17 protein-coding genes are annotated in these 20078 nt (G+C 70.3%); 6 read left to right on the forward strand and 11 right to left on the reverse strand.

What is annotated here, in order from left to right:
• Nucleotides 1–219: 219 nt before the first annotated feature.
• Together ACWDY5_RS03250 and ACWDY5_RS03255 are read left to right on the forward strand one after the other, a co-directional pair.
• Nucleotides 220–792, forward strand: a complete 573-nt coding sequence (locus ACWDY5_RS03250; RefSeq protein WP_449720731.1) for a hypothetical protein — start codon at nt 220–222, stop codon at nt 790–792.
• A gap of 122 nt (nt 793–914) precedes the next feature.
• Nucleotides 915–1154, forward strand: coding sequence for a hypothetical protein (locus ACWDY5_RS03255; protein WP_449720732.1), 240 nt, complete (start codon nt 915–917; stop codon nt 1152–1154).
• A 69-nt stretch (nt 1155–1223) separates the two neighbouring features.
• Here ACWDY5_RS03255 and ACWDY5_RS03260 read toward each other — a convergent pair whose 3' ends face one another.
• Nucleotides 1224–1979 carry a TetR/AcrR family transcriptional regulator gene (locus ACWDY5_RS03260; RefSeq protein ID WP_449720733.1) on the reverse strand — a complete coding sequence of 252 codons (756 nt, stop codon included), beginning with the start codon at nt 1977–1979 and terminating at the stop codon, nt 1224–1226.
• A 113-nt stretch (nt 1980–2092) separates the two neighbouring features.
• On the opposite strand from ACWDY5_RS03260, the gene ACWDY5_RS03265 reads away from it, so the two are divergent.
• Nucleotides 2093–2752 (forward strand): hypothetical protein, encoded by a 660-nt coding sequence (locus tag ACWDY5_RS03265; protein WP_449720734.1) that lies wholly within the window; start codon nt 2093–2095, stop codon nt 2750–2752.
• 104 nt (nt 2753–2856) lie between these two features.
• Here the strand turns inward: ACWDY5_RS03265 and ACWDY5_RS03270 are convergent, their stop codons facing one another.
• Genes ACWDY5_RS03270 through ACWDY5_RS03290 form a run of 5 tightly spaced genes read right to left on the reverse strand, consistent with a single transcriptional unit; the run spans nt 2857 to nt 7675 of the window.
• Nucleotides 2857–3843, reverse strand: a complete 987-nt coding sequence (locus tag ACWDY5_RS03270) for an ABC transporter substrate-binding protein (RefSeq protein WP_449720735.1) — start codon at nt 3841–3843, stop codon at nt 2857–2859.
• 40 nt (nt 3844–3883) lie between these two features.
• On the reverse strand, nt 3884–4906 hold the full coding sequence (locus ACWDY5_RS03275) for an ABC transporter permease (protein ID WP_449720736.1): 1023 nt from the start codon (nt 4904–4906) through the stop codon (nt 3884–3886).
• Nucleotides 4903–5664 carry an ATP-binding cassette domain-containing protein gene (locus tag ACWDY5_RS03280; protein WP_449720737.1) on the reverse strand — a complete coding sequence of 254 codons (762 nt, stop codon included), beginning with the start codon at nt 5662–5664 and terminating at the stop codon, nt 4903–4905. Before ACWDY5_RS03280 ends, ACWDY5_RS03275 begins: the two co-directional genes overlap by 4 nt.
• A complete protein-coding gene (locus ACWDY5_RS03285; RefSeq protein ID WP_449720738.1) occupies nt 5661–6689 on the reverse strand; it encodes a class I mannose-6-phosphate isomerase in 1029 nt (342 codons plus the stop codon). Before ACWDY5_RS03285 ends, ACWDY5_RS03280 begins: the two co-directional genes overlap by 4 nt.
• Nucleotides 6686–7675 (reverse strand): LacI family DNA-binding transcriptional regulator, encoded by a 990-nt coding sequence (locus tag ACWDY5_RS03290; protein WP_449720852.1) that lies wholly within the window; start codon nt 7673–7675, stop codon nt 6686–6688. The genes ACWDY5_RS03285 and ACWDY5_RS03290 overlap by 4 nt, the downstream gene beginning before the upstream one ends.
• Before the next feature lie 281 nt (nt 7676–7956).
• Between ACWDY5_RS03290 and ACWDY5_RS03295 the strand changes: the two genes are divergently transcribed.
• A complete protein-coding gene (locus ACWDY5_RS03295; protein ID WP_449720739.1) occupies nt 7957–11250 on the forward strand; it encodes a GH92 family glycosyl hydrolase in 3294 nt (1097 codons plus the stop codon).
• 414 nt (nt 11251–11664) lie between these two features.
• Here the strand turns inward: ACWDY5_RS03295 and ACWDY5_RS03300 are convergent, their stop codons facing one another.
• Together ACWDY5_RS03300 and ACWDY5_RS03305 are read right to left on the reverse strand one after the other, a co-directional pair.
• A complete protein-coding gene (locus ACWDY5_RS03300) occupies nt 11665–12147 on the reverse strand; it encodes a DUF11 domain-containing protein (RefSeq protein WP_449720740.1) in 483 nt (160 codons plus the stop codon).
• 140 nt (nt 12148–12287) lie between these two features.
• A complete protein-coding gene (locus ACWDY5_RS03305; protein WP_449720741.1) occupies nt 12288–15380 on the reverse strand; it encodes a BTAD domain-containing putative transcriptional regulator in 3093 nt (1030 codons plus the stop codon).
• 56 nt (nt 15381–15436) lie between these two features.
• On the opposite strand from ACWDY5_RS03305, the gene ACWDY5_RS03310 reads away from it, so the two are divergent.
• Complete coding sequence (locus ACWDY5_RS03310) at nt 15437–16093, forward strand: ATP-binding cassette domain-containing protein (RefSeq protein ID WP_449720742.1); 657 nt, start codon at nt 15437–15439, stop codon at nt 16091–16093.
• 108 nt (nt 16094–16201) lie between these two features.
• Complete coding sequence (locus ACWDY5_RS03315) at nt 16202–16933, forward strand: ABC transporter permease (protein WP_449720743.1); 732 nt, start codon at nt 16202–16204, stop codon at nt 16931–16933.
• Here the strand turns inward: ACWDY5_RS03315 and ACWDY5_RS03320 are convergent.
• From ACWDY5_RS03320 to ACWDY5_RS03330, 3 genes are read right to left on the reverse strand one after another with little or no spacing between them, the layout of a single operon-like run.
• Complete coding sequence (locus tag ACWDY5_RS03320) at nt 16923–17744, reverse strand: carbohydrate ABC transporter permease (RefSeq protein WP_449720744.1); 822 nt, start codon at nt 17742–17744, stop codon at nt 16923–16925. The two genes, ACWDY5_RS03315 and ACWDY5_RS03320, sit on opposite strands and share 11 nt — an antisense overlap.
• Nucleotides 17744–18664, reverse strand: coding sequence for a carbohydrate ABC transporter permease (locus ACWDY5_RS03325; RefSeq protein WP_449720745.1), 921 nt, complete (start codon nt 18662–18664; stop codon nt 17744–17746). The genes ACWDY5_RS03320 and ACWDY5_RS03325 overlap by 1 nt, the downstream gene beginning before the upstream one ends.
• Nucleotides 18661–19950 (reverse strand): ABC transporter substrate-binding protein, encoded by a 1290-nt coding sequence (locus tag ACWDY5_RS03330; RefSeq protein WP_449720746.1) that lies wholly within the window; start codon nt 19948–19950, stop codon nt 18661–18663. The genes ACWDY5_RS03325 and ACWDY5_RS03330 overlap by 4 nt, the downstream gene beginning before the upstream one ends.
• Nucleotides 19951–20078 lie beyond the last annotated feature (128 nt).

The raw sequence follows: 20078 nt of genomic DNA on the forward strand, positions 1-20078 counted from the left end.
TTTCCGGCGATTGTCCTCTGTGGACACAACGCTGGACGACCGACGAAAGTCGGGGCGGAAAGCCACGAGCATCACGCGCGAGCACCCCTCGGACGGGCCTATGCTGGAAGGGTGAGTGGGCAACAGCGGGTATCGCAGGCGGACAACGTGACGGTCAGACTTCCCAAGGCACGGCCCCGATCTCCTTATCCCACAACGAACTTCGGTGGCCGCGCGCCCGTGCACATCCCCTCCGGCAACCCGCTCGGCCCGCGCGTGCCCACCGCGTCCACCGGCGTGCTGCTCGACCTCAGCTCCGGCTCCCGGCGCAAGGTCTTCGCCGGCGCGGTGATCGCCGGGGTGGCCGGCCTGCTCACCATGCTGCTGGCGATCTTCGGCGTGATCGGCGAGGGCGGCGTGCTCCGGGTGACCACCGGCGCGCTCGGCGCCGGGTTCCTCGGCCTGTCCCTGATCGCGGTCATGTGCTGGCGGGTGATCTCCCGCGAGCGGCGGCTGCGCGTCTCCCCGCACGGCCTGCGCTGGGACGAGGACCACGGCTCGCCGTTCAGCCTGCGCTGGGCCGAGCTGGGCGCGGTCGAGCTGACCCGCGGCGAGCGCCGCAAGCTGACCCTCGACCTGTACCCGGGCGACTCCGCCTTCCGTCAGCGCCACCCGGAGATGGAACACCTCTGGGGCGCCTACGGCATCGAGAACGGCTACCGCATCCAGCTCGGCGACTCGGTCCAGGTGCTGCCCCCGGTCGAGCTGGCCCTGCGCCGCTACTGCCCGACCCTGTACCGCGGCGTCCGCTGACCCTGCGCGATCAGCCGATTACGCAGGTCAGACCCTGTGGATAGCGGCTCCGGCACCGGCCTGGACCGAGGTATGTTGAAGGTTCGAAGTCCAGAGCAGACCGGAGCGGGAGCAAGACGACGATGAGCGCTGTGTGGTGGGTGCTGCTGGCCTTGCCGGTGGGCCTGGCACTGGCCGTAGTGGTGCTGCGCCTCTGGCCGGCCGACCGCACCGGTCCCGGCCAGGTTTCAGTGGAGGAACTGCGCGAGCGGGAGGATGTCGACGCCCTGCCGTACTACCCGACCGGCACCTTCCCGATCCCCAAACTGGACGCCGAGACTTTGAGACAACGCCTGGATGAGCGCGAGCCCGAACGGGGCTGAGCGCCCCCACCCGGGCTCGCACGCGTCCGGCGGGCACAGGACGGGGCGACTCAAGCGCCACTGAGAGGCTCACCGTTCTGTTGTTCGCCGTTCGTGGAGTTCTGTCAGTCCGGCCATGATCCGGTCCAGGCCGAACTGGAAGTCTTCGTGGGTGTAGCTGATGGACGCGGTGATGTTGTCGTCGGCGAAGATCCGGCAGAACATCGGGTACCGGTCCGGGGTCATCACCGTGCTGAGGAGCTGGAAGTAGCTTTGCGGCCCGGTCGGGGGTGCTACGTCGTTGGTGATGACCGGATCCGTGGCCAGACGGGCTTGTTCACGGGCGTATCCGGCGACCAGCGTGATGGCGCGAAGCTGCTCGGGGTAGGTCAGGGTGGTGTGCGACATCGCACGCAGCATGTGTTCGCCCCACAGGAGCTGGTTCGGCGTGGTCGGCGGACCGCTTGGTGGGGCTTCCAGCGACCAGGGGTGGGCGCGGTAGAGGTCGAACATCTGCCAGGCGAGGTCGCACAGTGACTTCTGCCATTGCTGAGGGTCCGGTGCCGGTAGATCCGGTGGTGGGGCGGCTGCGGCGTCGCACATCAGTACGACCAGGTCATCCTTCGACCGGATGTGCCGGTACAGGGATGTAGTGGCACAACCGAGGTTGACGGCGACGCGGGCAAGGGAGACGGCCGCGAGCCCGGCCTCGTCCGCGATCTCGATCGCGGCGTTGATGATCTGCTTGAGGCTGAGACCAGGGCGGGGACCCGGTTTGTTGCCGTGTGACCTGCTCCAGGCCAGTTCAACACCTCGCGGCATAGGCGATCTGTCTGCCTTGGCCATCGCCGTTGCCTCCCGTCGCGAGTTGACGCACCACTCTAGCCGGGCGTACGTTGTTCGCCATTAACGCAACTCTTATTTGCCATGATGGCGTGTGGCGCTCACTGGGGAGTGGTATGTCAAGCAGAACGGCGACCGGGTTCGTTGGACAGTGGGCGGGCATCGGCGTCGCCCTGCTCGGAGCCGTCTACCTCGTGGTCCTGACCGGGATGATGCTGGCCGGCATTCCGTTCCCGCCGCCGGAGCCCTACGCGACCGTGTTCCACGTGCTGCTCCTGCTCACCGTGCTCGTCATGGTGCCGCTGTGGTGTGGTATCCACCTCGCCACGCCGCCCGCCAAACGGATCTTCACGCTGACGTCGCTGGTCTTCCTCGCGATGCTGGTCCTGCCGGTGGCCATCAACCGGTTCGTGGCGCTGACCCTGGTTCGCCAGAGTCCGGGTCTTGGCCGTGGCGACGGACTCGAATGGTTCCAGCCCTACGCTTGGCCCTCGCTCATGTTCGCGTTCGAGAACCTTGGCTGGGGAGTCTTCTTCAGTCTCGCCTGCCTGTTCCTGGTTCCCGTCTTCCGCACGGGAAAGCTGGCGCACTGGATCGCCGGGACGTTCGCGGTCATCGGCACCCTGAGTCCAGCCGCCGCAATCGGGCTCTATCTCAACTCGACCGACCTGATGGGCATGGTCGCCCCGGTCGCCTGGGGGGCTGGCCCGATCGTCGCGTCCGGTCTTGTCGCCCTGCGGCTGCGGTCAGCGCGGTCATCGCCGGTCTCGGTCTAGCGAGCCAACCAGTGCCGGCTCGGCGGGAAGGCGTACCGCGGTTCCCGCGTGCGGAGCACGCCAATGTGACAGCGCGCCCCGCCTTCTCGCGAGCCGTCCCGCACTCAGCAGCTGGTCCGGTAGAAGTACTGCTGCTTGCCGTCCATGTCGTCCTTGGTCAGGGCGACCAGGTTGGTCTCGATCTCCTCGGTCGTGGACTTGCCCTCGATCGCGTTGACCACCTGCTGGACGCCCTGGCGGCCGATGCCTGCCGGGTCCTGGGCGATCAGGGCCTGCACGTCGCCGTTGCGCAGGCCGTCGACCTGCTTCGGGCTGGCGTCGAAGCCGACCAGCTTGACCTCGCCGCGCTTGTTCGCGTTGCGCAGGCCTGCCGCGGCGCCCTCGCCGGAGTTGAGGTTGGTGGCGAAGACCCCGGCCAGGTCCGGGGTGGCGGCCAGCTGGGCGGAGACGATGTTGGCCGCCTGCGAGGGCTCGTTGTCGCTGTACTTCTGGCCGACGTACTTGATGTTCGGGTACTTCTTGATCTCCTCCTCGAAGCCGGCGGCGCGGGCGTCCGTGGTGGAGGTGCCGGCCTTGGTGTTGATCACCAGCACCGAGCCCTTCTCGCCGACCAGCTTGGCCAGGGTCTGCGCGGCGAGCTGGCCGCCCTGCTTGTTGTTGGAGGAGATCGCCGAGGCCGCGATGGAGCGGTCCTTCAGCTTGGTGTCCACCTCGACGACCTTGATCCCGGCGCTGGTCAGCTGCTTCATCGGGGTGCCCAGCGCGGTGTCGTCGGTCGGCGCGATGAGCACGCCGGAGGGCTTGGCGGCCAGCACGCTGTTCACGATCGGCACCTGCAGCGCGGCCTCGAACTTCTCCGGCGCCTGCACACTCAGCTCGTAGCCGAGCTTGCCCGCCTCCTCCTTGGCGCCGCACTCCATCGAGATGTAGAACGGCTCGCCCTTCACCCCGGGCAGCAGCGCGAGCTTCTTGTTGTTGGCCTGCTGCTGGCCGCCGGGGGTCTCCCCGATCTTGCCTCCGCCGCAGGCCGCGAGCGCGAGCACGGCAGCCAGCGCGGCACCCATCTTCAGCGCGGTCCGTGGTGCGTTCATCTTGTCCACCTTCACACTTCGTTGTGCTCCGAGACTCTCGTCATCTGCTGTTTCGCGCCCGTCGGCGGACCTGGTCGAACCAGACCGCCGCGACGAGCACCGCGCCGATCGCCACCGGCTGCCAGAACTGCGGGACGTCGATGATCAGGAAGCCCTTCTTCAGCACGGTCGGGATGAACACCCCGATCACCGTGCCGATCACCGAACCGACCCCGCCGAACAGGCTGGTGCCGCCCAGCACCACCGCCGCGATCGCGTTGAGGTTCTCCGTGGTGTGCCCGCTGATGGTGGTCGTGCCGTAGTAGGCCAGCGACATGAAGCCCGCGAGCCCCGCCAGCGCGCCCACGTAGGTGTAGATCAGCACCAGGTGCCGGTCCACCTTGATCCCGGAGCGGCGGGCCGCCTCCGGGCTGGAGCCGATCGCCAGGGTGTACCGGCCGAACCGGGTGGTGGCCAGCAGCCAGGCGCCGACCGCGGTGACCAGCACCGCGACGATCACGATGTTCGGCACGATCCAGGTCGCGCCGAAGCCCAGCCAGTCGCGCAGCTGAGCGGGCACGGTGCGCACGTCCACCCCATCGGTGAGCAGCTGGGCCGCGCCCAGCGCCGCGCCGAAGGAGCCGAGGGTGACGATCAGCGGCGGGATCTTGGCCTTGGCGATCAGCAGCCCGTTGAGCAGGCCCCAGGCCGCGCCGCCGGCGATGGTGACCAGGAAACCGACCAGGATGACCTCGGTGCCCGCGTTGGTGGCGTCGCCACCGGGGCTCATCGCCTCCATCACCTGCGCGCCGACCACCCCGGCGAAGACCAGCACCGAGCCGACGGACAGGTCGATCCCGGCGGTGATGATCACGTAGGTCATGCCCACCGCGAGCACCAGCAGCACCGAGGCCTCGATGAACAGCTGCTGGAAGTTGAACAGGGTGAGGAAGCTGTCCGGCCGCAGCGCGCTGAAGACCACCAGCAGCGCGAGCAGCACCAGCGCGATCCACAGCGTGTTCGCACTGGCCAGCCGCTTGACCAGCGGACGGGTCTCGGTGTTGATGAACTGGCCGTCGCTCATGCCGCGTCCTCCTGGGTCAGCGCGCCGGTCATCGCGCCGACCAGTTCCTCCAGCGTGGTCTGCGCCGCGGTGAACCGGGCCACCCGGCGACCCAGCCGCAGCACCTCGATCCGGTCCGAGACCTTGAGCACCTCTGGCATGTTGTGGCTGATCAGCACCACCGCGATGCCGTTGTCCCTGACCCGGCGGATCACGTCGAGCACGCGTTCCCGCTGCACCACGCCGAGCGCGGCGGTGGGCTCGTCCATGAACACCAGCTTGCTGGCCCAGGCCACCGAGCGGGCCACCGCGACGCTCTGCCGCTGTCCGCCGGAGAGCGAGCCGATCGGCACGTCCAGGCTCTGCAGGGACACCCCGAGCTGGGTGAAGTGGGTGGCCGCCTGGCGGCGCATCTCCTTCTTGTCCAGCATGCCGAGCGCGCCGAGCAGTCCCTTGCGGCGCAGCTCCCGGCCCAGGAACAGGTTGGCCGCCGGGTCCAGGTCCGGCGCGACCGCCAGGTCCTGGTAGACGGTCTCGATGCCCAGCTCCCGCGCCGCGGTCGGCCGGTCCAGCTGGACCTCCTTGCCGTCCAGCAGGATCTGCCCGGAGTCCGGCTGTTCCGCGCCGGAGAGGCACTTGACCAGGGTCGACTTGCCTGCGCCGTTGTCGCCGATGAGTGAGACGACCTCGCCTTCCCGCAGCTCGAAGGACGCGCCGCGCAGCGCCTCCACCGAGCCGTAGTGCTTGACCAGGTCGCGCGCTTCCAGCAGCGCGGTCATGACTGAGTACCTCCAACGATCGGCGGACGGCAGCGCACCAGCACCAGGTCACCGTCCACTCGGGACGATCCGGCGGCGTGCGGGACCAGCACGGTGTTGCCCCTGACCAGCTCCAGCGAACCGCCGTCGCTGGTGGACAGCCGCCCGCTGCCGTCCAGCGCGACCAGCACGGCGAAACCGGGGTCGAGCTCCACCGGCGACTCGGTGTGCACCCGGTCCGCGCGGAAGAACGTCAGCGACTGCTCGCCGAGCAGGTCCACCGCGGGGCCGCGCCGGTCCGCGGTGTGCCGGATCAGCGGCTCCAGGCGGCCGGGCCCCCAGCCGGAGCGGTCCACACAGCCGAGGGCGGCCTCGAAACCGAGGCCCAGGTGCACCGAGGCGTCGCCCTCCTCGGCGAAACCGGTCCACTCCATCAGGACCGAGAAGTCGGTGGGCTGTTGCAGCTCCACGATGAACACGCCCGCGCCGATCGCGTGCGGCAGCCCGGCCGGCACGAACACGGTGTCACCCGGCTTGACCGGCACCTCGTTCAGCGCGCCCAGCATGGTCGAGGTCTCCTGGCCCGCGACCCAGGCGGCCACCACCTCCGCGGGCACGTCCTCCCGGAAACCCACGTACACCACCGGGTTCGCCCCGCTGGTGCCGACAACCACCCAGGCCTCGGTCTTGCCGAAGCGGCAGTCCAGGTGGCTGGCGGCGAAGGCGTCGGAGGGGTGGCAGTGCACCGGCAGCCGCTGCCCGGCGTCGAGCAGCTTCACCAGCAGCGCCGGGTTCGCGCCGTACTCGGCCACGTGCGCCGCGCCCAGCCAAGCCTCGGGCGCGGCCTCGACCGCGGTCCGCAGCAGCTCGCCGCCGGGCAGCGCGGACAGCCCCGCGGTGTGCTGGCCGAACAGCGTGGTGGTGGAGCCGACCCAGTCCTCCGGCCCCCACTCCTCGGCGTTGCCGGCCCCGCGCAGCTCGGCGATGGCCGCGCCGCCGCGGTAGAACCGTTCGGGCTGGTTGGCATCCAGCAGGACGGGCTTCACAGTTGGCGCCTGACCTCTCCTGATCCACGTGCGACTAGCCGCGCCGGGAGAACCACCCGGCGGGGAGGTGAGTTGTCACCGTCGAGCCGGGCGAACAGCAGTTCCGCCGCGGCCCGCCCGAGCAGCGCGACGTCGTGCGCCACCACCGAGACCGGCGGGGAGAGCAGGTCGGCCAGCTCGAAGTCGTCGAAGCCCACCAGCGCCGGGCGCTGCGGGCGCTGGGCGAAGTTGCGCAGCAGCAGCACGGTGATCCGGTTGTTGCCGGAGACGATCGCGGTGGCCGGGTTGCGGCCGTCCAGCAGCCTGCGCAGCGCGCCGGCCACGCTGTGCTCGTCGTGCGGGCCCATCACCACCAGGTCCTCCGGGTACTGCAACCCGGCCCTGGCGCAGCCCTCGCGGAACCCGCGCAGCCGCTCGGCCGCGGTGAAGATGTCCGGTGCGTCGCCGAGGAAGGCGATCCGGCGGTGGCCCTGCTCGGCCAGGTGCCGCACGGCCTCTGCGGAGCCGCCGATGTTGTCCACCAGCACCGTGTCCGCCACGACATCGCCCGCCGGCCGGTCCAGGAAGACCACCGGCATGCCCGCGCGCATCTCCGGCACCAGGTAGCCGTGCTGCATGCCGGCCGGCACCACCAGCAGGCCGTCCACCCGGCGGGCGCAGAACTCCAGCGCCAGCTCGCGCTCCCGGCCGGGGTCCTCGTCGGAGGAGCCGGTCAGCACCTGGCGGCCGTGCGCCCGCGCGACCTCCTCCACCGCCCTGGTGAGCTGGGAGTAGAACGGGTTGGCGACGTCTTCCAAGATCAGCCCGAGGGTGCCGGTGGACGAGCCGCGGCGCAGGTTGCGCGCGGACAGGTTGCGCCGGAAACCGAGTTGATCGATCGCGGCGAGCACGCGCTCAGCGGTCGCCGGATGCACTCCCGGCTCGTCGTTGACGACCCGGGACACCGTCTTGATGCTCACGCCGGCCAACCGCGCCACATCGCTCATGGTGGCGCGGCGCACTCGGCGGGCTCCTTCGGACAACGTTGTCATTTGACGCCGGATTGGACAGGGTCGCGCTGGGGGTTGTCAACGGTTCCGGGGCGACTCGTTACGCCGAATGGGATCTCAATCGGTTCCGTTCACCGTGAGGACAAGGATTGACCACCCATCGGCGCTTGACGTCGATCTCACACCATCACCAGGGTGTCGATCAGGGCCGAGCCATCCGACAAGGTTGTCAGGTGGGCCTGGCGACGTGGCCGGACCCTCGGGAGGCGATCGACAAGATGACCGCTCGAAGAGTGCGCCTGCGCACGGCCTGCGCGGCCCTGCTCGGCGTGCTGGTGACGGTGGCGGGCCTACCGGCCGCCGCCGCACCGGCCAAGCGCGCAGCCGAGGACCTCGCGCAGTGGGTGAACCCGTTCGTCGGCACCAAACCCGGCGGCCCCGACCACGGCACCGGGGGCGGCGCGGGCAACAACTTCCCCGGCGCGGTGGCGCCCTTCGGCATGATGCAGTGGAGTCCGGACACGGTCACCCACCAGCACGGCGGCTACTACTACGACGACAACCGGATCAAGGGCTTCAGCCTGACCCACCTCTCCGGCGCGGGCTGCTCCACCTACCAGGACATCCCGATCATGCCCTTCGCCGGGGAGGTCACCACCTCACCGGCCACCGACCCCGGCCGCTACGTCTCGACCTTCTCCCACGACCTGGAGAAGGCCAGCCCCGGTGCGTACTCGGTGCAGCTGGACGCCGGCCCCAAGGTCGAGCTGACCGCCACCCAGCGCACCGGCCTTGGCCGGGTCACCTTCCCCGAGGGCCGCCCCTCGACCATCCTGGTCAACTCCGCCGGCTCCATCGCCGGGGCCGACGACGCCGAGACGATCATCGGCAAGGACTCGGTGAGCGGCTGGGCCAGCAGCGGCCGGTTCTGCGGGCAGCAGCAGAACAAGTACCGGGTCTACTACCACGTCCAGTTCGACCGGCCGTTCGCCTCGGTCGGGACCTGGAAGAACGGCTCGGTCAACACCGGCCAGACCCGCGAGCGCGGCGGCTCGCAGCCCAAGGTGGACCTGGCCGCGGTGGACGCGCCTAAGGCCACCGCGAACAAGGGCAAGCGCTCCGCGCCTCAGGCGATGTCGCCGCAGGACACCGTGGTCTCCGGGCCGGGCAGCGGCGGGTTCGTCACCTTCGACCCCTTCGACGGCGACACCGTGCAGCTGCGGGTGGGCCTGTCCTTCGTCTCGATGGACGGGGCCAGGAACAACCTGCTGGCGGAGAACACCGGCAAGTCCTTCGAGAACATCGCCGCGGAGACCCGCGCGGCCTGGAACGAACGGCTGAACACCATCCGGGTCAGCGGCGGCACCGACGCCCAGCGCACCACCTTCTACACCGCGCTCTACCACTCCCTGGTGCAGCCCAACGTGTTCTCCGACGCCGACGGCCGCTACATCGGCTTCGACGGACGCCTGCACTCCGCCGAACCCGGGCACGCGATCTACACCAACCTCTCCGGCTGGGACATCTACCGCTCGGAGATCCAGCTGCTCTCGGTGATCGCGCCCGCGGAGGCCTCCGACATCTCCCGGTCGATGATCGCCTTCGCCGAGCAGGGCGGGTCCTGGGACCGGTGGACGGTGGCCAACAGCTACACCGGGGTGATGGTCGGCGACCCGTACCACATCATGGTGGCCAGCTCGTACGCCTTTGGCGCCAAGGACTTCGACGCGCGCAAGGCGCTGCTGCTGATGCTGCGCGGAGCCACCCAGAAGACCCAGGGCTATGAGGAGCGGCCGGGGCTGGAGGACTACCTGAAGATCGGCTACGTGCCGCTGGGCGCGCCGAACGCCTGGGGACCGCCCGCCACCACCCTGGAGTACACCAGCGCCGACTTCGCCATCGCGGACCTCGCCCGGCGGCTCGGCGACGGGGCGACCTGGAGCACCTTCAGCAAGCGGTCGCAGTACTGGCAGAACCTGTTCAACCCGGCCACCGGCTACATCCAGGCCCGCAACCGGGACGGCTCCTACACCGAACCGTTCAACCCCGGCGACTCCAACAACTGGGTGGAGGGCAACGCGGCCCAGTACACCTGGATGGTGCCGCACAACGCGCAGGGCCTGTTCACCGCGATGGGCGGCAACGAGAACGCGGTGAAGCGGCTGGACCACTTCTTCACCAAGCTCAACGCCGGGCCCAACGAGCCGTACGCGTTCCTGGGCAACGAGCCGATCATGCACGCACCCTGGCTGTACAACTTCGCCGGCGCCCCGCACAAGACCCAGGAGGTCACCCGGCGCGCGGTCAACGACCTGTTCGGGCCTGGTCCGAACGGGCTGATGGGCAACGACGACCTCGGCCAGATGTCGTCCTGGTACGTGTGGGCGGCGATGGGCATGTACCCGGTGATCCCCGGCCGGGCCGAGCTGGTGCTGAACAGCCCGTTGTTCCCGGAGATCACGGTGCAGCGGCCGGGTGGCAGCACCTGGACCATCAAGGCTCCCGGCGCGGCGGCGAAGAACCAGTACGTGAGCGGGGTCAAGGTGAACGGGCGGGCGGTGCACAACACCTGGCTGCCGGAGTCCTTTGTGGAGCGTGGCGGCACGGTGGAGTTCGCCTTGCAGAACACGCCGAACACCAGCTGGGGCAGGAAACCGGAGAACGCGCCGCCGTCCTTCCGCGAAGGGGAGACCGGGGCGCGTGGCTCGGTGGAGCCTGGGCGGCTGGTGCTGCCCGCCGGTGGGTCGGCGGCCGCGGTGATCGGAGCGCAGGACTTCTCCGGCAAGGGGACCAAGGTTCGCTGGGCCACGCAGGCCCCGGCCGGGCTGAGTGTCACGCCGGCCAGTGGGGAGCTGACCGTGCCGCCCGGTGGGAAGGCCGGGGCGACCGTGACGGTGGCCGTTGCGGCGGGGACACCTGAAGGGGCGCAACGGATTCCGGTCACCTTCACCGGGCCTGGTGGCGCGAACATGTCGCCGGGGGCGTTGCAGGTGCTGGTGGCTGAGCCGAACAGTTTGCGGGCCGCCTACAACAACGCGGGTGTGTCGCCGGATGATGATCCGGCCTCGGCCAACTACGACGGGGGCGGGTGGAGCTACTCGCGGAACGCGCTGGCCGGGGCGGGGGTTCGTCCTGGTGGGACGGTCACTGTGGACGGTCTGGCGCACCAGTGGCCGGACATCCCCAAGGGAGAGGCCGACAACGCGACCATGGCCGGGCAGACGGTGAAGGTCAACGCGCCGGCCGGCGCTACCAAGCTGGCTTTGTTGGGTAGTGCTACCAATGGGAAGTCGACCGGCACGCTGTCGCTGAACTACGCCGACGGCAGCGTCGAGCGGGCCGATATCGCGTTCAACGACTGGGCGGTCAACGCCTCCGCGATCGAGTTCGGCAACCGGATCGCGGCCACCATGCCCTACCGCAACAAGAACGACGGGCCGCAACAGTTGACCGTGCACTTGTTCGCGACAGCGCCGATCCCGCTGGCAGCAGGGAAACAGCTGGTCAGCGTCACCCTGCCGAACTCGGCGCAGGGCGGGTTGCTGCACGTTTTCACCGTGACAGCGGGGTAGCGGGCGCCGGGGGACTGAGCGCGCTCGGTCCCCCGATGTCAACCTACGAAGAGCCCTAACAAGACATGAATCTGTTGACTAGTTTCTTTCCTGTACCTGCTGCGGCGCCGGCCCAGAGGGCATAGACGCCCGTAGCAGCCACAGACTGCGGGCTGGGCCGGTCAACTATGGCGGCGGGATCGGCCCAGCCCGCACCTGTCACATTGGCGTGCTCCGCACGCAGGATTTTTCGCTCTTCAGTCGCCTCGTCGTGCACCCGCCGCACGCGAAGCAAGCTTCGGATGCGTCGGGCACACGACAAGGCGACGCGAAAAATCAAACCCACCGCGGTGTCAAGAGCCCGGCGTGTCGCTGGCGCGCCACGCCTCTTTCGCAAGAAGTTGTCGCTAGTTCTCTAGTTGTGCCAACGGTTCTCTAGCTGCACAGCACCAAGAGTGGGGTTACCACGGTGCAGCTCTTCGAGGCGGTGTTGTTGGCGGGGTTGGGGTCCGTGGGGCTCGACGATGTGAGTGTCACTGTGACCTTTTTTGCCACGCCGATGGTGAGCAGGCTCAGGGGGACTCTGAAGGTCACCTCGTCCGATGCTCCGGCGGCCAGGCTGCCGCCGCCGCAGGTGACTGTCTGGCCTGCGATGGTGCAGCCGGGGTCGGCCTGGCTGGCGGTGAGGCCCGCGGGGAGTTGGGCCTTGACCACTACGCCAGAGGCGGTGCCGGGGCCCAAGTTGGTGGCCTTGACCGTGTACTCGATGGCGGGGATCACGACGCCCAGGATGGGGTTGGTGGACAGGCCGATCTTGATGTCCGGGCCTGCGGCGGGGGCGGCCTGGGCGGCTGGGGTGAGGATCGCGGCTAGCGCGAAGGTGCAGCCGATGGCCTTGGCGGGCAAGGAGAAGCGCATGAGATCCTTTGGGTTCGGTGGGTGACCGCGCCGGACCGCGGTGACGCTCTGCGTTCGGACGTGTTCACTCTGCTAGCAGGTGCGGCCGGGAACAAGCGACCATCCGGTCTCCGTGTGGTGCCTGCCCGCGGGCGCACGGCCTAGCCCGCGAGCATTGCCGCGACCCGTCTGGCCTCGGCGGCCGCCTCGCAGGAGCGCAGCACCTCAATGGCCTCTTGCCAGCTGGCGCGGGCAGTGTGGGGGTCCGGCACGGCCAAGCCGTGCACGGTGAGGGCCTGGCCGAGGAACAGGCGCTGGCCGGTTTCCCTGGCCAGTTCGACACTCGCGGCGGCCAGTCCGGTCGCGGCGCTTGTGTCGCCTTGGGCGAGCTTGGTGTGGGCTAGTTCGGTGAGGATGGGGGACTCCATGAAGCGGAGTTGTCCGGCACGGGCCTCGGTGAGGGCTTCCTCGGCCATGGCCAGTGCTTCGGTGGGTCTGCCGTCCTCGCGGGCGATGGTGGCCAGGTTGGACATCGCGTGCACCCGGCCGGCGCGGAAGCCCATCTCCTCGGCGATCCGGATCGCGAGCTGGTAGTAGCCGGTGGCCACCGAGGTGTTGCCGCGCTTGCGGTGCAGCGAGGCCAGGATGTTCAGGCCGTTGGCCTCGATCCGGCGGTCGCCCAGCTCCCTGGCCAGCGCCACCGCCGAGGCGGCCAGGTGTTCGGCCTCGGTGAGCTCGTCGCGGTCGCGGTGCACCGCGGCGACGCAGCTCAGGGTGGCGGCCTCGCCGACCCGGTTCTGGCGTTCGCGGTAGCCGGTCAGCGCGAGGTTCTGCTGGGCCAGCGCTTCCGCGGGGCGGCCTACCGAAGACAGTGCCACGCCGAGGAACAGGCGGGCGTCGGCGTTGCCCAGGGCCACGGCCTGCTCGTGCAGTTGGATCGCCTCAGCGAAGCGGCCCAGCTGCTGGTGCACCGCACCCAGGTTGTTCAGTGCGCTGGCCTCGCCTGCCTGGTCGCCGGCTTCCCGGTACAGGACAAGGGACCTGGCCAGTTGTTCGGCCGCGGTCTGGGCCTGGCCGAGGCGGTGGTGGGCCAGGCCGAGGCCGTCCAGCGCGGCCGCCTGACCGCGCGGATCGCGCAGGGACCGGTACAGCTCCAGGGCTTTCCGCTGGTGCTCGGCGGCGGCGCGGAAGCCGCCCAGCCTGGTCTGGAACTGGCCGAGCAGCGCGTGCATGCCGGCCTGCGCCTGGCGGTCGTGCGCCGCGGTGGCCGCGGCCAGCCCGGCCTCGGCGGTGGCCACCGCCTCGCCGCCGCAGCCGCGGGCGCCGAAGTAGCCGCGCAGCGCGTCCGCGATCCGCCAGGCGTACTCCGGCAGGCCGCGTTCGGCCGCACTGGTCGCGGCCGCCACCATGGTCGGCCGTTCACTGTCCACAATGGACTGATCCTCGGTGGCGGCGTGGATGAGGAACTCGTAGACCCGGCACCGGGCCGCGTGCAGCTCCGCGGGCGCTTCGCTGTGCTCGGCGCGGTCCAGGGCGTACTCGCGCAGCAGGTCGTGGCACTGGAACCGGCCGGGGGTGCCGGGCTGCACCAGGTTCGCCGCGGTGAGCTGGTCCAGCAACAGGGCGGTCTCCGCCAGCGAGTGCTTGGCCACGGCGGCGGCCAGGTGCAGGCCGAAGTCCGGGCCGGGCAGCAGGCCGAGCAGGCGGAACAGCCGCTGCGCCAACGGGTCCAGGGTCTGGTAGGAGAGGTCGAAGGCGGCGTGCACGGCGGCCTCGCTGTCGCCGTCCACCGACAGCGCGTCCAGGCGGTTGCCCGCGCGCAGGTCGGTGACGTAGCGGGCCAGGTCGCGGTGCGGGCGTCCGGCGAAGTTGGCCCCGGCGATGCGCAGCGCCAGCGGCAGCCGGGCGCACAGCGCGGCCAGCTCCAGCGCCGCGCCCGGTTCGCGGTGCACCAGGTCCGCGCCGAGCACGTCGCCGAGCAGGGCCACCGCCTCCGCCGAGGGCAGCACGTCCACCGTCAGCGTCGGCGCGCCCAGTGCGCGCAGGCTGTCCCTGCTGGTGACCAGCGCCGCGCTGCCGGGGGTGTCCGGCAGCAGCGGCCGGACCTCCGCCGCGCCCGCGGTGTTGTCCAGCACCACCAGCACCCGCTTGCCGGACAACGCCTTGCGGTACAACGCGATCTGCTCGTCCAGCGCCGCGGGCACGTGGTCGGGGCGCACGCCCAGCGCGCGCAGCAGCCGGGCCAGCGCCTCGGTCGGCGGCATCGGCGGGCTGGTGGCGTAGCCGCGCAGGTTCACGTAGAGCTGCCCGTCCGGGAACCGTCCGCGCGCGCCGTGCGCCCATTGCACCGCCACCGTCGTCTTGCCCACCCCAGGCGGACCGGCCAGCGCCGCCACCACCGCGGCCGGGCCCGGCACGAGCAGCGCGTCCAGCCGGTCCAGCAGCTCGGCGCGGCCGACAAAACCGTTGGCGCCCGGCGGCAGCTGGCAGACCCCGGCCGGGCGGGGTGTGTCGATGGCCCGGTCCTGGCTGGAGGGCGCGCCGCTGAGGATGGACTGGTGCAGCGCGCGCAGCTCGGCGTCCAGGCCGGTGCGGAACAACCCGTGCGCGAGCCGGTAGGTCTCCAGCGCCTCCGCCTGCCGTCCGGCCCGGTACAGCGCGAGCATCAGCTGGTACCAGAACCGGGGCCTGGTCGGATGATCCTTGGTCAGCGAGGTCAGCTCGCCGACCAGCTCGTGGTGCGCGCCCAGCCGCAGGTCCAGCTCGATCCGGCGCTCCAGGGTGTCCAGCAGCTCCCGCTCCAGCCGCGGCGCGAGCTCCTGCCGCACCCAGTCGAAGCGCAGGTCGGCCAGTGGCGCGCCGCGCCAGAGCGCCAGCGCGTGGTGCAGCAGCGCGGCGGCCTGCTCGTCGGTCTGGCCCGCCCGCCCGGCCTCGGCGACCAGCGCGCGGAACCGGTGCAGGTCCACCAGCTGTGGATCCACCACCAACTGGTACCCGGGCGGCCGGGTGAGCAGCTCGACGCCGGACTCCTCGGCCAGCACCTTGCGCAGCGCGGCGATCAGCCCGTGCACCGCGTTGCGCGCCGAGGCCGGCGGCGATGAGTCCCACAGCGCCTTGACCAGCCGATCCACCGGCACCACCCGCCCGGCGTCGACCAGCAGCAGGCCGAGCAGCGCGCGGCGGCGGGGCGGACCGGGCGGCAGCGCCGTCCCGTCCCGCCATGCCTCCACCGACCCGAGCACGCCGAACCGCACGGGGTCAATGTCGCATCCCGCCCCGGCGGACGCCACGTTCGGCTAGCTTCTCCGGGGTGGCCGCCGAGATCGTGATCGAGGACCTTGCCGTGGGCCAGGTCCTGCTCGGCGTCTCCTGGCAGGTCAACCCAGGGGAACGGTTCGCGGTCCACGGCGCGGGTGATCCGCTGGCCGAGCTGCTGGCCGGACTCCGCCGCCCCGACCGGGGCATGGTCCACGTGGACGGTGGAATCGCCTTGGCCGCAGCCGAACCGGCCCTGTTCGACCGCCTGACCTGCCGGGAACAGCTCGCCGCCTTCGCCGCCCTGCACCGCCGTAATCCGCCGCCGGAGCTGCTGGCCGCGGTCGGCCTGGCGGCCTTCGTCGACCACCGCGAGGACCGGCTCAGCCCCGAGCGCCGACGCCGCCTCGGCCTGGCCTGCGCCCTGGTCGCCGAACCCGCCGCGCTGGTGCTGGACGCCGGTCCCGGCGAGCTGTGGCCGGTGCTGGCGACCCTGCCGCAGACCGTGCTGTTCACCACCGACGACCCGGCCGAGGCCGCCCGCGCCGACCGGGTCGCGCTGCTCGGGCACGGCCGCCTGCTCACCGTGGACCGCCCGGCGGACCTGATGGCGGCCCTGGACGCCGAACGCCGCCTGCTGGACCCCACGGCGACCCCGGCCACCCTCGCCGACGTGCTCCGCCACCTGGGCGGCCGGGAGGCAATCCCATGACCGCCGACTGCCCGCACTGGGGAGGCTGCGCCATGACCACCGCCCGCTCCGGCGCTCGGGAGATCGCCCCATGACCACCGCCCGCTCCGGCGCTCGGGAGGTCGCCCCGTGACCGCCGCCCGCCACCCTGCCCCCGCCGTCCTCGGCCCGCTCGTGCTGGCCGCCGCCCGCGACCTGCTCCGCCACCGCGTCCTGCTCTTCTTCACCTTCTTCGCCCCGCTGGCCTACCTGAGCGCCTTCGCCCTGCTGTTCAGCTCCGCGGGCCCCGGCCCGCTCCAGGCCACCGCCCCCGGCGTGCTCGGCTGGACCATCGCCAGCTCCGCCGCGCTCGGCGCCGCGGTCCCACTGGCCGCCTGGCGGCGCTCCGGCCTGCTCCGCCAGATCCGGCGCAGCCCGGCAGGCTGGCCAACGGTGCTGCTGGCCAGGCTGCTCGCCCTGCTCGGGCACACCGCCTGGCAGGTCGCGGCGCAGCTGGCGATCGCGGTGGCGCTGGGCCTGCGGCCGGTGCGCTGGTGGCCGCCGCCGCTGTACCTGGTGGCCGGCACGCTGGCCTTCGCCGCGCTCGGACTACTCGTGGGAGCGCTCACCGCCACCGCGGAGCAGGCCGCCGCGGTGACCATGCTGATCCTCATCCCGATGGGCGTGACCAGTGGCACCTTCATCACCGACGCCCCGGCCTGGGTGCACTCGGCGGTCGCGGTGCTGCCGATGCGGGTGCAGCGCAACGGGTTGCTCAGCGCGCTCAGCGAGACCGGGCCGGTCTGGCCGGTGGCGGTGCTGCTCGGTTTTGCCGCGGTGCTCGGCGGGCTCGCGCTGCTGCGCTGCCGCCTCAGCCCTTGACCGCGCCGCCGGAGAGACCTTCCACGATGTAGCGCTGGGCGAAGGCGAACAGGATCATCGAGGGCACCAGCGAGACCACGGTGGCCGCCGACATCGAGCCCCAGTCGATGTCGTACTGGGTGATGAAGGAGTTCATCGCCACCGGGATGGTCTTGGCCTCCTCGTCGTCGATGAACATGATCGCCAGGAACAGCTCGTTCCAGCACTGGATGAAGGCGAAGACGAAGGTGGCCGCGATGCCCGGCAGCATCACCGGCACCACCACCCGGAACAGCGCCTGCAACCGCCCGCAGCCGTCGATCATGGCCGCTTCCTCGATGGCCACCGGGATCCGCTCGAAGAACCCGCGCAACATGATGGTGCAGAACGGGATCAGCATCGCCACGTACACCAGCACCAGTCCCGGCAACCGGTTCAGCAGGTCGAGCGAGTTCAGCAGCAGGTACAATGGACCCAGCGCGATGAACAGCGGGATCATCTGCGTCACCAGGAAAGCCAGCATCACCTGCCCGCGCCCGCGGAAGGTGAACCTGGCCAGCACGTACCCGGCCAGCAGCCCGATCAGCAGCACGATCGCGGCCGCGGCCAGCGAGACCAGCAGGCTGTTGCCGATGTAGGTGCCGAAGCTGGCGAAGCCGAACAGTCGCTCGTAGTTGGCCAGCGTCGGCGAGCCGGGCAGGTAGGTCAGCGGCAGGGTGAAGATGTCGCCCTGCGGTTTCAGCGAGGTGACCACGATCCAGTACAGCGGGAAGATGGTGACCACCAGCCACACGCCGAGCACGGCGAAGCGGGCGAAGGCTGCTGCGCGCATCAGAAGTCCCTGCTCTTTTCCAGCCTGGTCGCGGCCAGGTAGAAGACCGTGAACGCGAACAGCAGCACCAGCACGATCAGCCCGACCGCGGAGGCCTGCCCGTAGTCCTGGGCGCCGATGATCTTGTTGATCATGTAGGTGGTGATGATGTGCGTCTTGCCTGCCGGGCCGCCGTCGGTCATCGCGTAGATGATGTCCGGGAAGTTCAGGATCCAGATCACCCGCAGCAGCACCACCAGCACCAGGGTGGGCCGGATGAACGGGATCACCACCCGCAGCAGCGCCTGGGTGTAGCTCGCGCCGTCCAGCCGGGCCGCCTCGTGCAGCTCCTGCGGCACCGACTGCAAGGCAGCCAAGATCATGATCGAGAAGAACGTGACGCCGTACCAGATGTTGGCGATGATCTGCCCGGTCTGCGCCCACTCCGGACTGGCCAGGAAGGCGATCGGCGCGTCCACGACGCCCAGCCGCAGCAGCAGGTCGTTGACCACGCCGAACTCGGCGTTGAACATCCACCGCCAGACCAGCCCGATCAGGAACCCGGACATGGCCCAGGGGAAGAACACCAGCGCCTGGTAGAGCCCCCGGCCGCGGAAAGCCTTCTGCAGCAACAGGGCCAGCGCGAAACCGAGCACGAACTGGCCGGTGAGGGAGAACAGCACCCAGATCCCGGTGTTGGCCAGCGCGGTCCAGAACCCTGGCTCGGCAAGGACTTTTTCGAAGTTGCCCCAGCCGATGAAGTCGGTGCTGGACAGGTCGAACAGGGTGTAGTTCTGGAAGGAGATGACCCCGCCGCGGATCATCGGGTAGTAGGTGAACAGCCCGACCAGCAGCAGCGCGGGCGCCAGGCAGGCGGTGATGAACAGCCCACGGTTGCGGCGCAGCAGGAAGGACGGGCGCGGGGCGGTCTCGGTCGTCACGCGCCACCGGCCTTCTTCTGCTCGGCCCAGAACTCGTCCCAGGAACTCAGCACCTCGGCCACCGACTCCTCCCCGACCAGCAGCGACTGCACGTCGATGTCGGCCTGCTTCTGCCAGCGACCCCAGCCCGGGTACTGGATCGGCCGCTCCACCACCACTTGCGCGGGGTCGTTGGCCATGTCCAGGTAGGCCTTGAACGCGCCGGTGGTGAACTGCGGGTCAGTGGCCGCCGCGGTGTGCACCGGGATCAGCGAGTGCTCCTTGGCCCAGCGCAGGCCCTGTTCGGCCGAGCTGAGGAACTCCAGCAGCTTTACCGCCGCGTCCCGGTTACGGCTGAACGAGGTCACGCCCCAGCCCGCGTAACCGGTGGGCTGCAACGCGAGTCCGCTGGGCCCCTTGGGAATCGGCAGCGTGGTCCACGATCCCTTGGGCAGCCCGGTGGCCCGCTCGGTCGTCTTGATCACCTCGGGGTCCTGGATGAGCAGCGAGGTCACCCCGGAGGTGAAGCCCTGCACCATCTCCGGGTAGCTCCAGCCCAGCGACCCTGGCGGCGACCCGGTCTTGAACAGCTTGAGGAAGGCCTCCATCGCGGTGGCCGCCTCCGGCGCGGCGAAGATCGTGCCGCCGTCCTTGCGCCAGAACCCCTGCGCTGGATCGACCTTCGGCCCGACGTAGGCGGAGATGATGGACACCGCGTAGTGGAAGGTGCCTGCCCCGCCGCGGAAGGAGTAGCCGAACCGGTTCTTGCCGGGCTCGGTCAGTTGCACCGCCGCGTCGATCAGCTCCGGCCACGTGGCCGGCGGCGCGATTCCCTTCTCCGCCAACCGGTCCGTCCGCGCGAACAGGGTGTTCTGGAAGAACCCGTACGGCACCAGGTACGGCTTGCCGCCCACCGAGGCCGCCTTCTGCCGGGCCAGCGGCGTCAGCTCCGGCCAGCCGGGCCAGCCCGAGACGTAGGGGGAGAGGTCGAGCAGGCTGTCGTTGTTGACGAACTGCTTGACCGTGTAGTCCCGCACCTCCACCAGGTCCACGTCGTTCTTGGCGCTGAGCACCTGCGCGATCTTCTGGTCCGCGCTCTGCAACGGCGGCGAGATCAGCCGCACGTCGACGTCCGGGTTGGCCGTCTCGAAGGCGGTGATCATGTCCCGCAGCAACGCGGTCCGCTCCGGACTGGTCAGGCTCTGGATCACCCGCAGCGTGGTCCCGCCGCCAGGGCCGCAACCGGTCAGCACCGAGGTCAGCACCAGGGCCACCAGCCCGAACACGGCGGATCGTGGTCTGCGCATGCCGCCCCCGAGACGTGTCAACGTTGTCAACCCTGGTCGAGTCCGGCGAACGTAGCCGAGCCCCCGAGCCGCTGTCCAGGGTCATTAGCTGGGTGGAGACCTTCTGGAAACCCCTTTCCCGCTACCAA

Source organism: Crossiella sp. NPDC003009 (assembly GCF_053591555.1).

What these genes read in the sequence shown, in the direction of transcription:
- ACWDY5_RS03255 (WP_449720732.1), top strand. Translation starts at nt 915, where the DNA reads ATGAGCGCTGTGTGGTGGGTGCTGCTGGCCTTGCCGGTGGGCCTGGCA.
- ACWDY5_RS03260 (WP_449720733.1), bottom strand. Translation starts at nt 1,979, where the DNA reads ATGGCCAAGGCAGACAGATCGCCTATGCCGCGAGGTGTTGAACTGGCC.
- ACWDY5_RS03265 (WP_449720734.1), top strand. Translation starts at nt 2,093, where the DNA reads ATGTCAAGCAGAACGGCGACCGGGTTCGTTGGACAGTGGGCGGGCATC.
- ACWDY5_RS03270 (WP_449720735.1), bottom strand. Translation starts at nt 3,843, where the DNA reads ATGAACGCACCACGGACCGCGCTGAAGATGGGTGCCGCGCTGGCTGCC.
- ACWDY5_RS03275 (WP_449720736.1), bottom strand. Translation starts at nt 4,906, where the DNA reads ATGAGCGACGGCCAGTTCATCAACACCGAGACCCGTCCGCTGGTCAAG.
- ACWDY5_RS03280 (WP_449720737.1), bottom strand. Translation starts at nt 5,664, where the DNA reads ATGACCGCGCTGCTGGAAGCGCGCGACCTGGTCAAGCACTACGGCTCG.
- ACWDY5_RS03290 (WP_449720852.1), bottom strand. Translation starts at nt 7,675, where the DNA reads ATGAGCGATGTGGCGCGGTTGGCCGGCGTGAGCATCAAGACGGTGTCC.
- ACWDY5_RS03295 (WP_449720739.1), top strand. Translation starts at nt 7,957, where the DNA reads ATGACCGCTCGAAGAGTGCGCCTGCGCACGGCCTGCGCGGCCCTGCTC.
- ACWDY5_RS03300 (WP_449720740.1), bottom strand. Translation starts at nt 12,147, where the DNA reads ATGCGCTTCTCCTTGCCCGCCAAGGCCATCGGCTGCACCTTCGCGCTA.
- ACWDY5_RS03320 (WP_449720744.1), bottom strand. Translation starts at nt 17,744, where the DNA reads ATGCGCGCAGCAGCCTTCGCCCGCTTCGCCGTGCTCGGCGTGTGGCTG.
- ACWDY5_RS03330 (WP_449720746.1), bottom strand. Translation starts at nt 19,950, where the DNA reads ATGCGCAGACCACGATCCGCCGTGTTCGGGCTGGTGGCCCTGGTGCTG.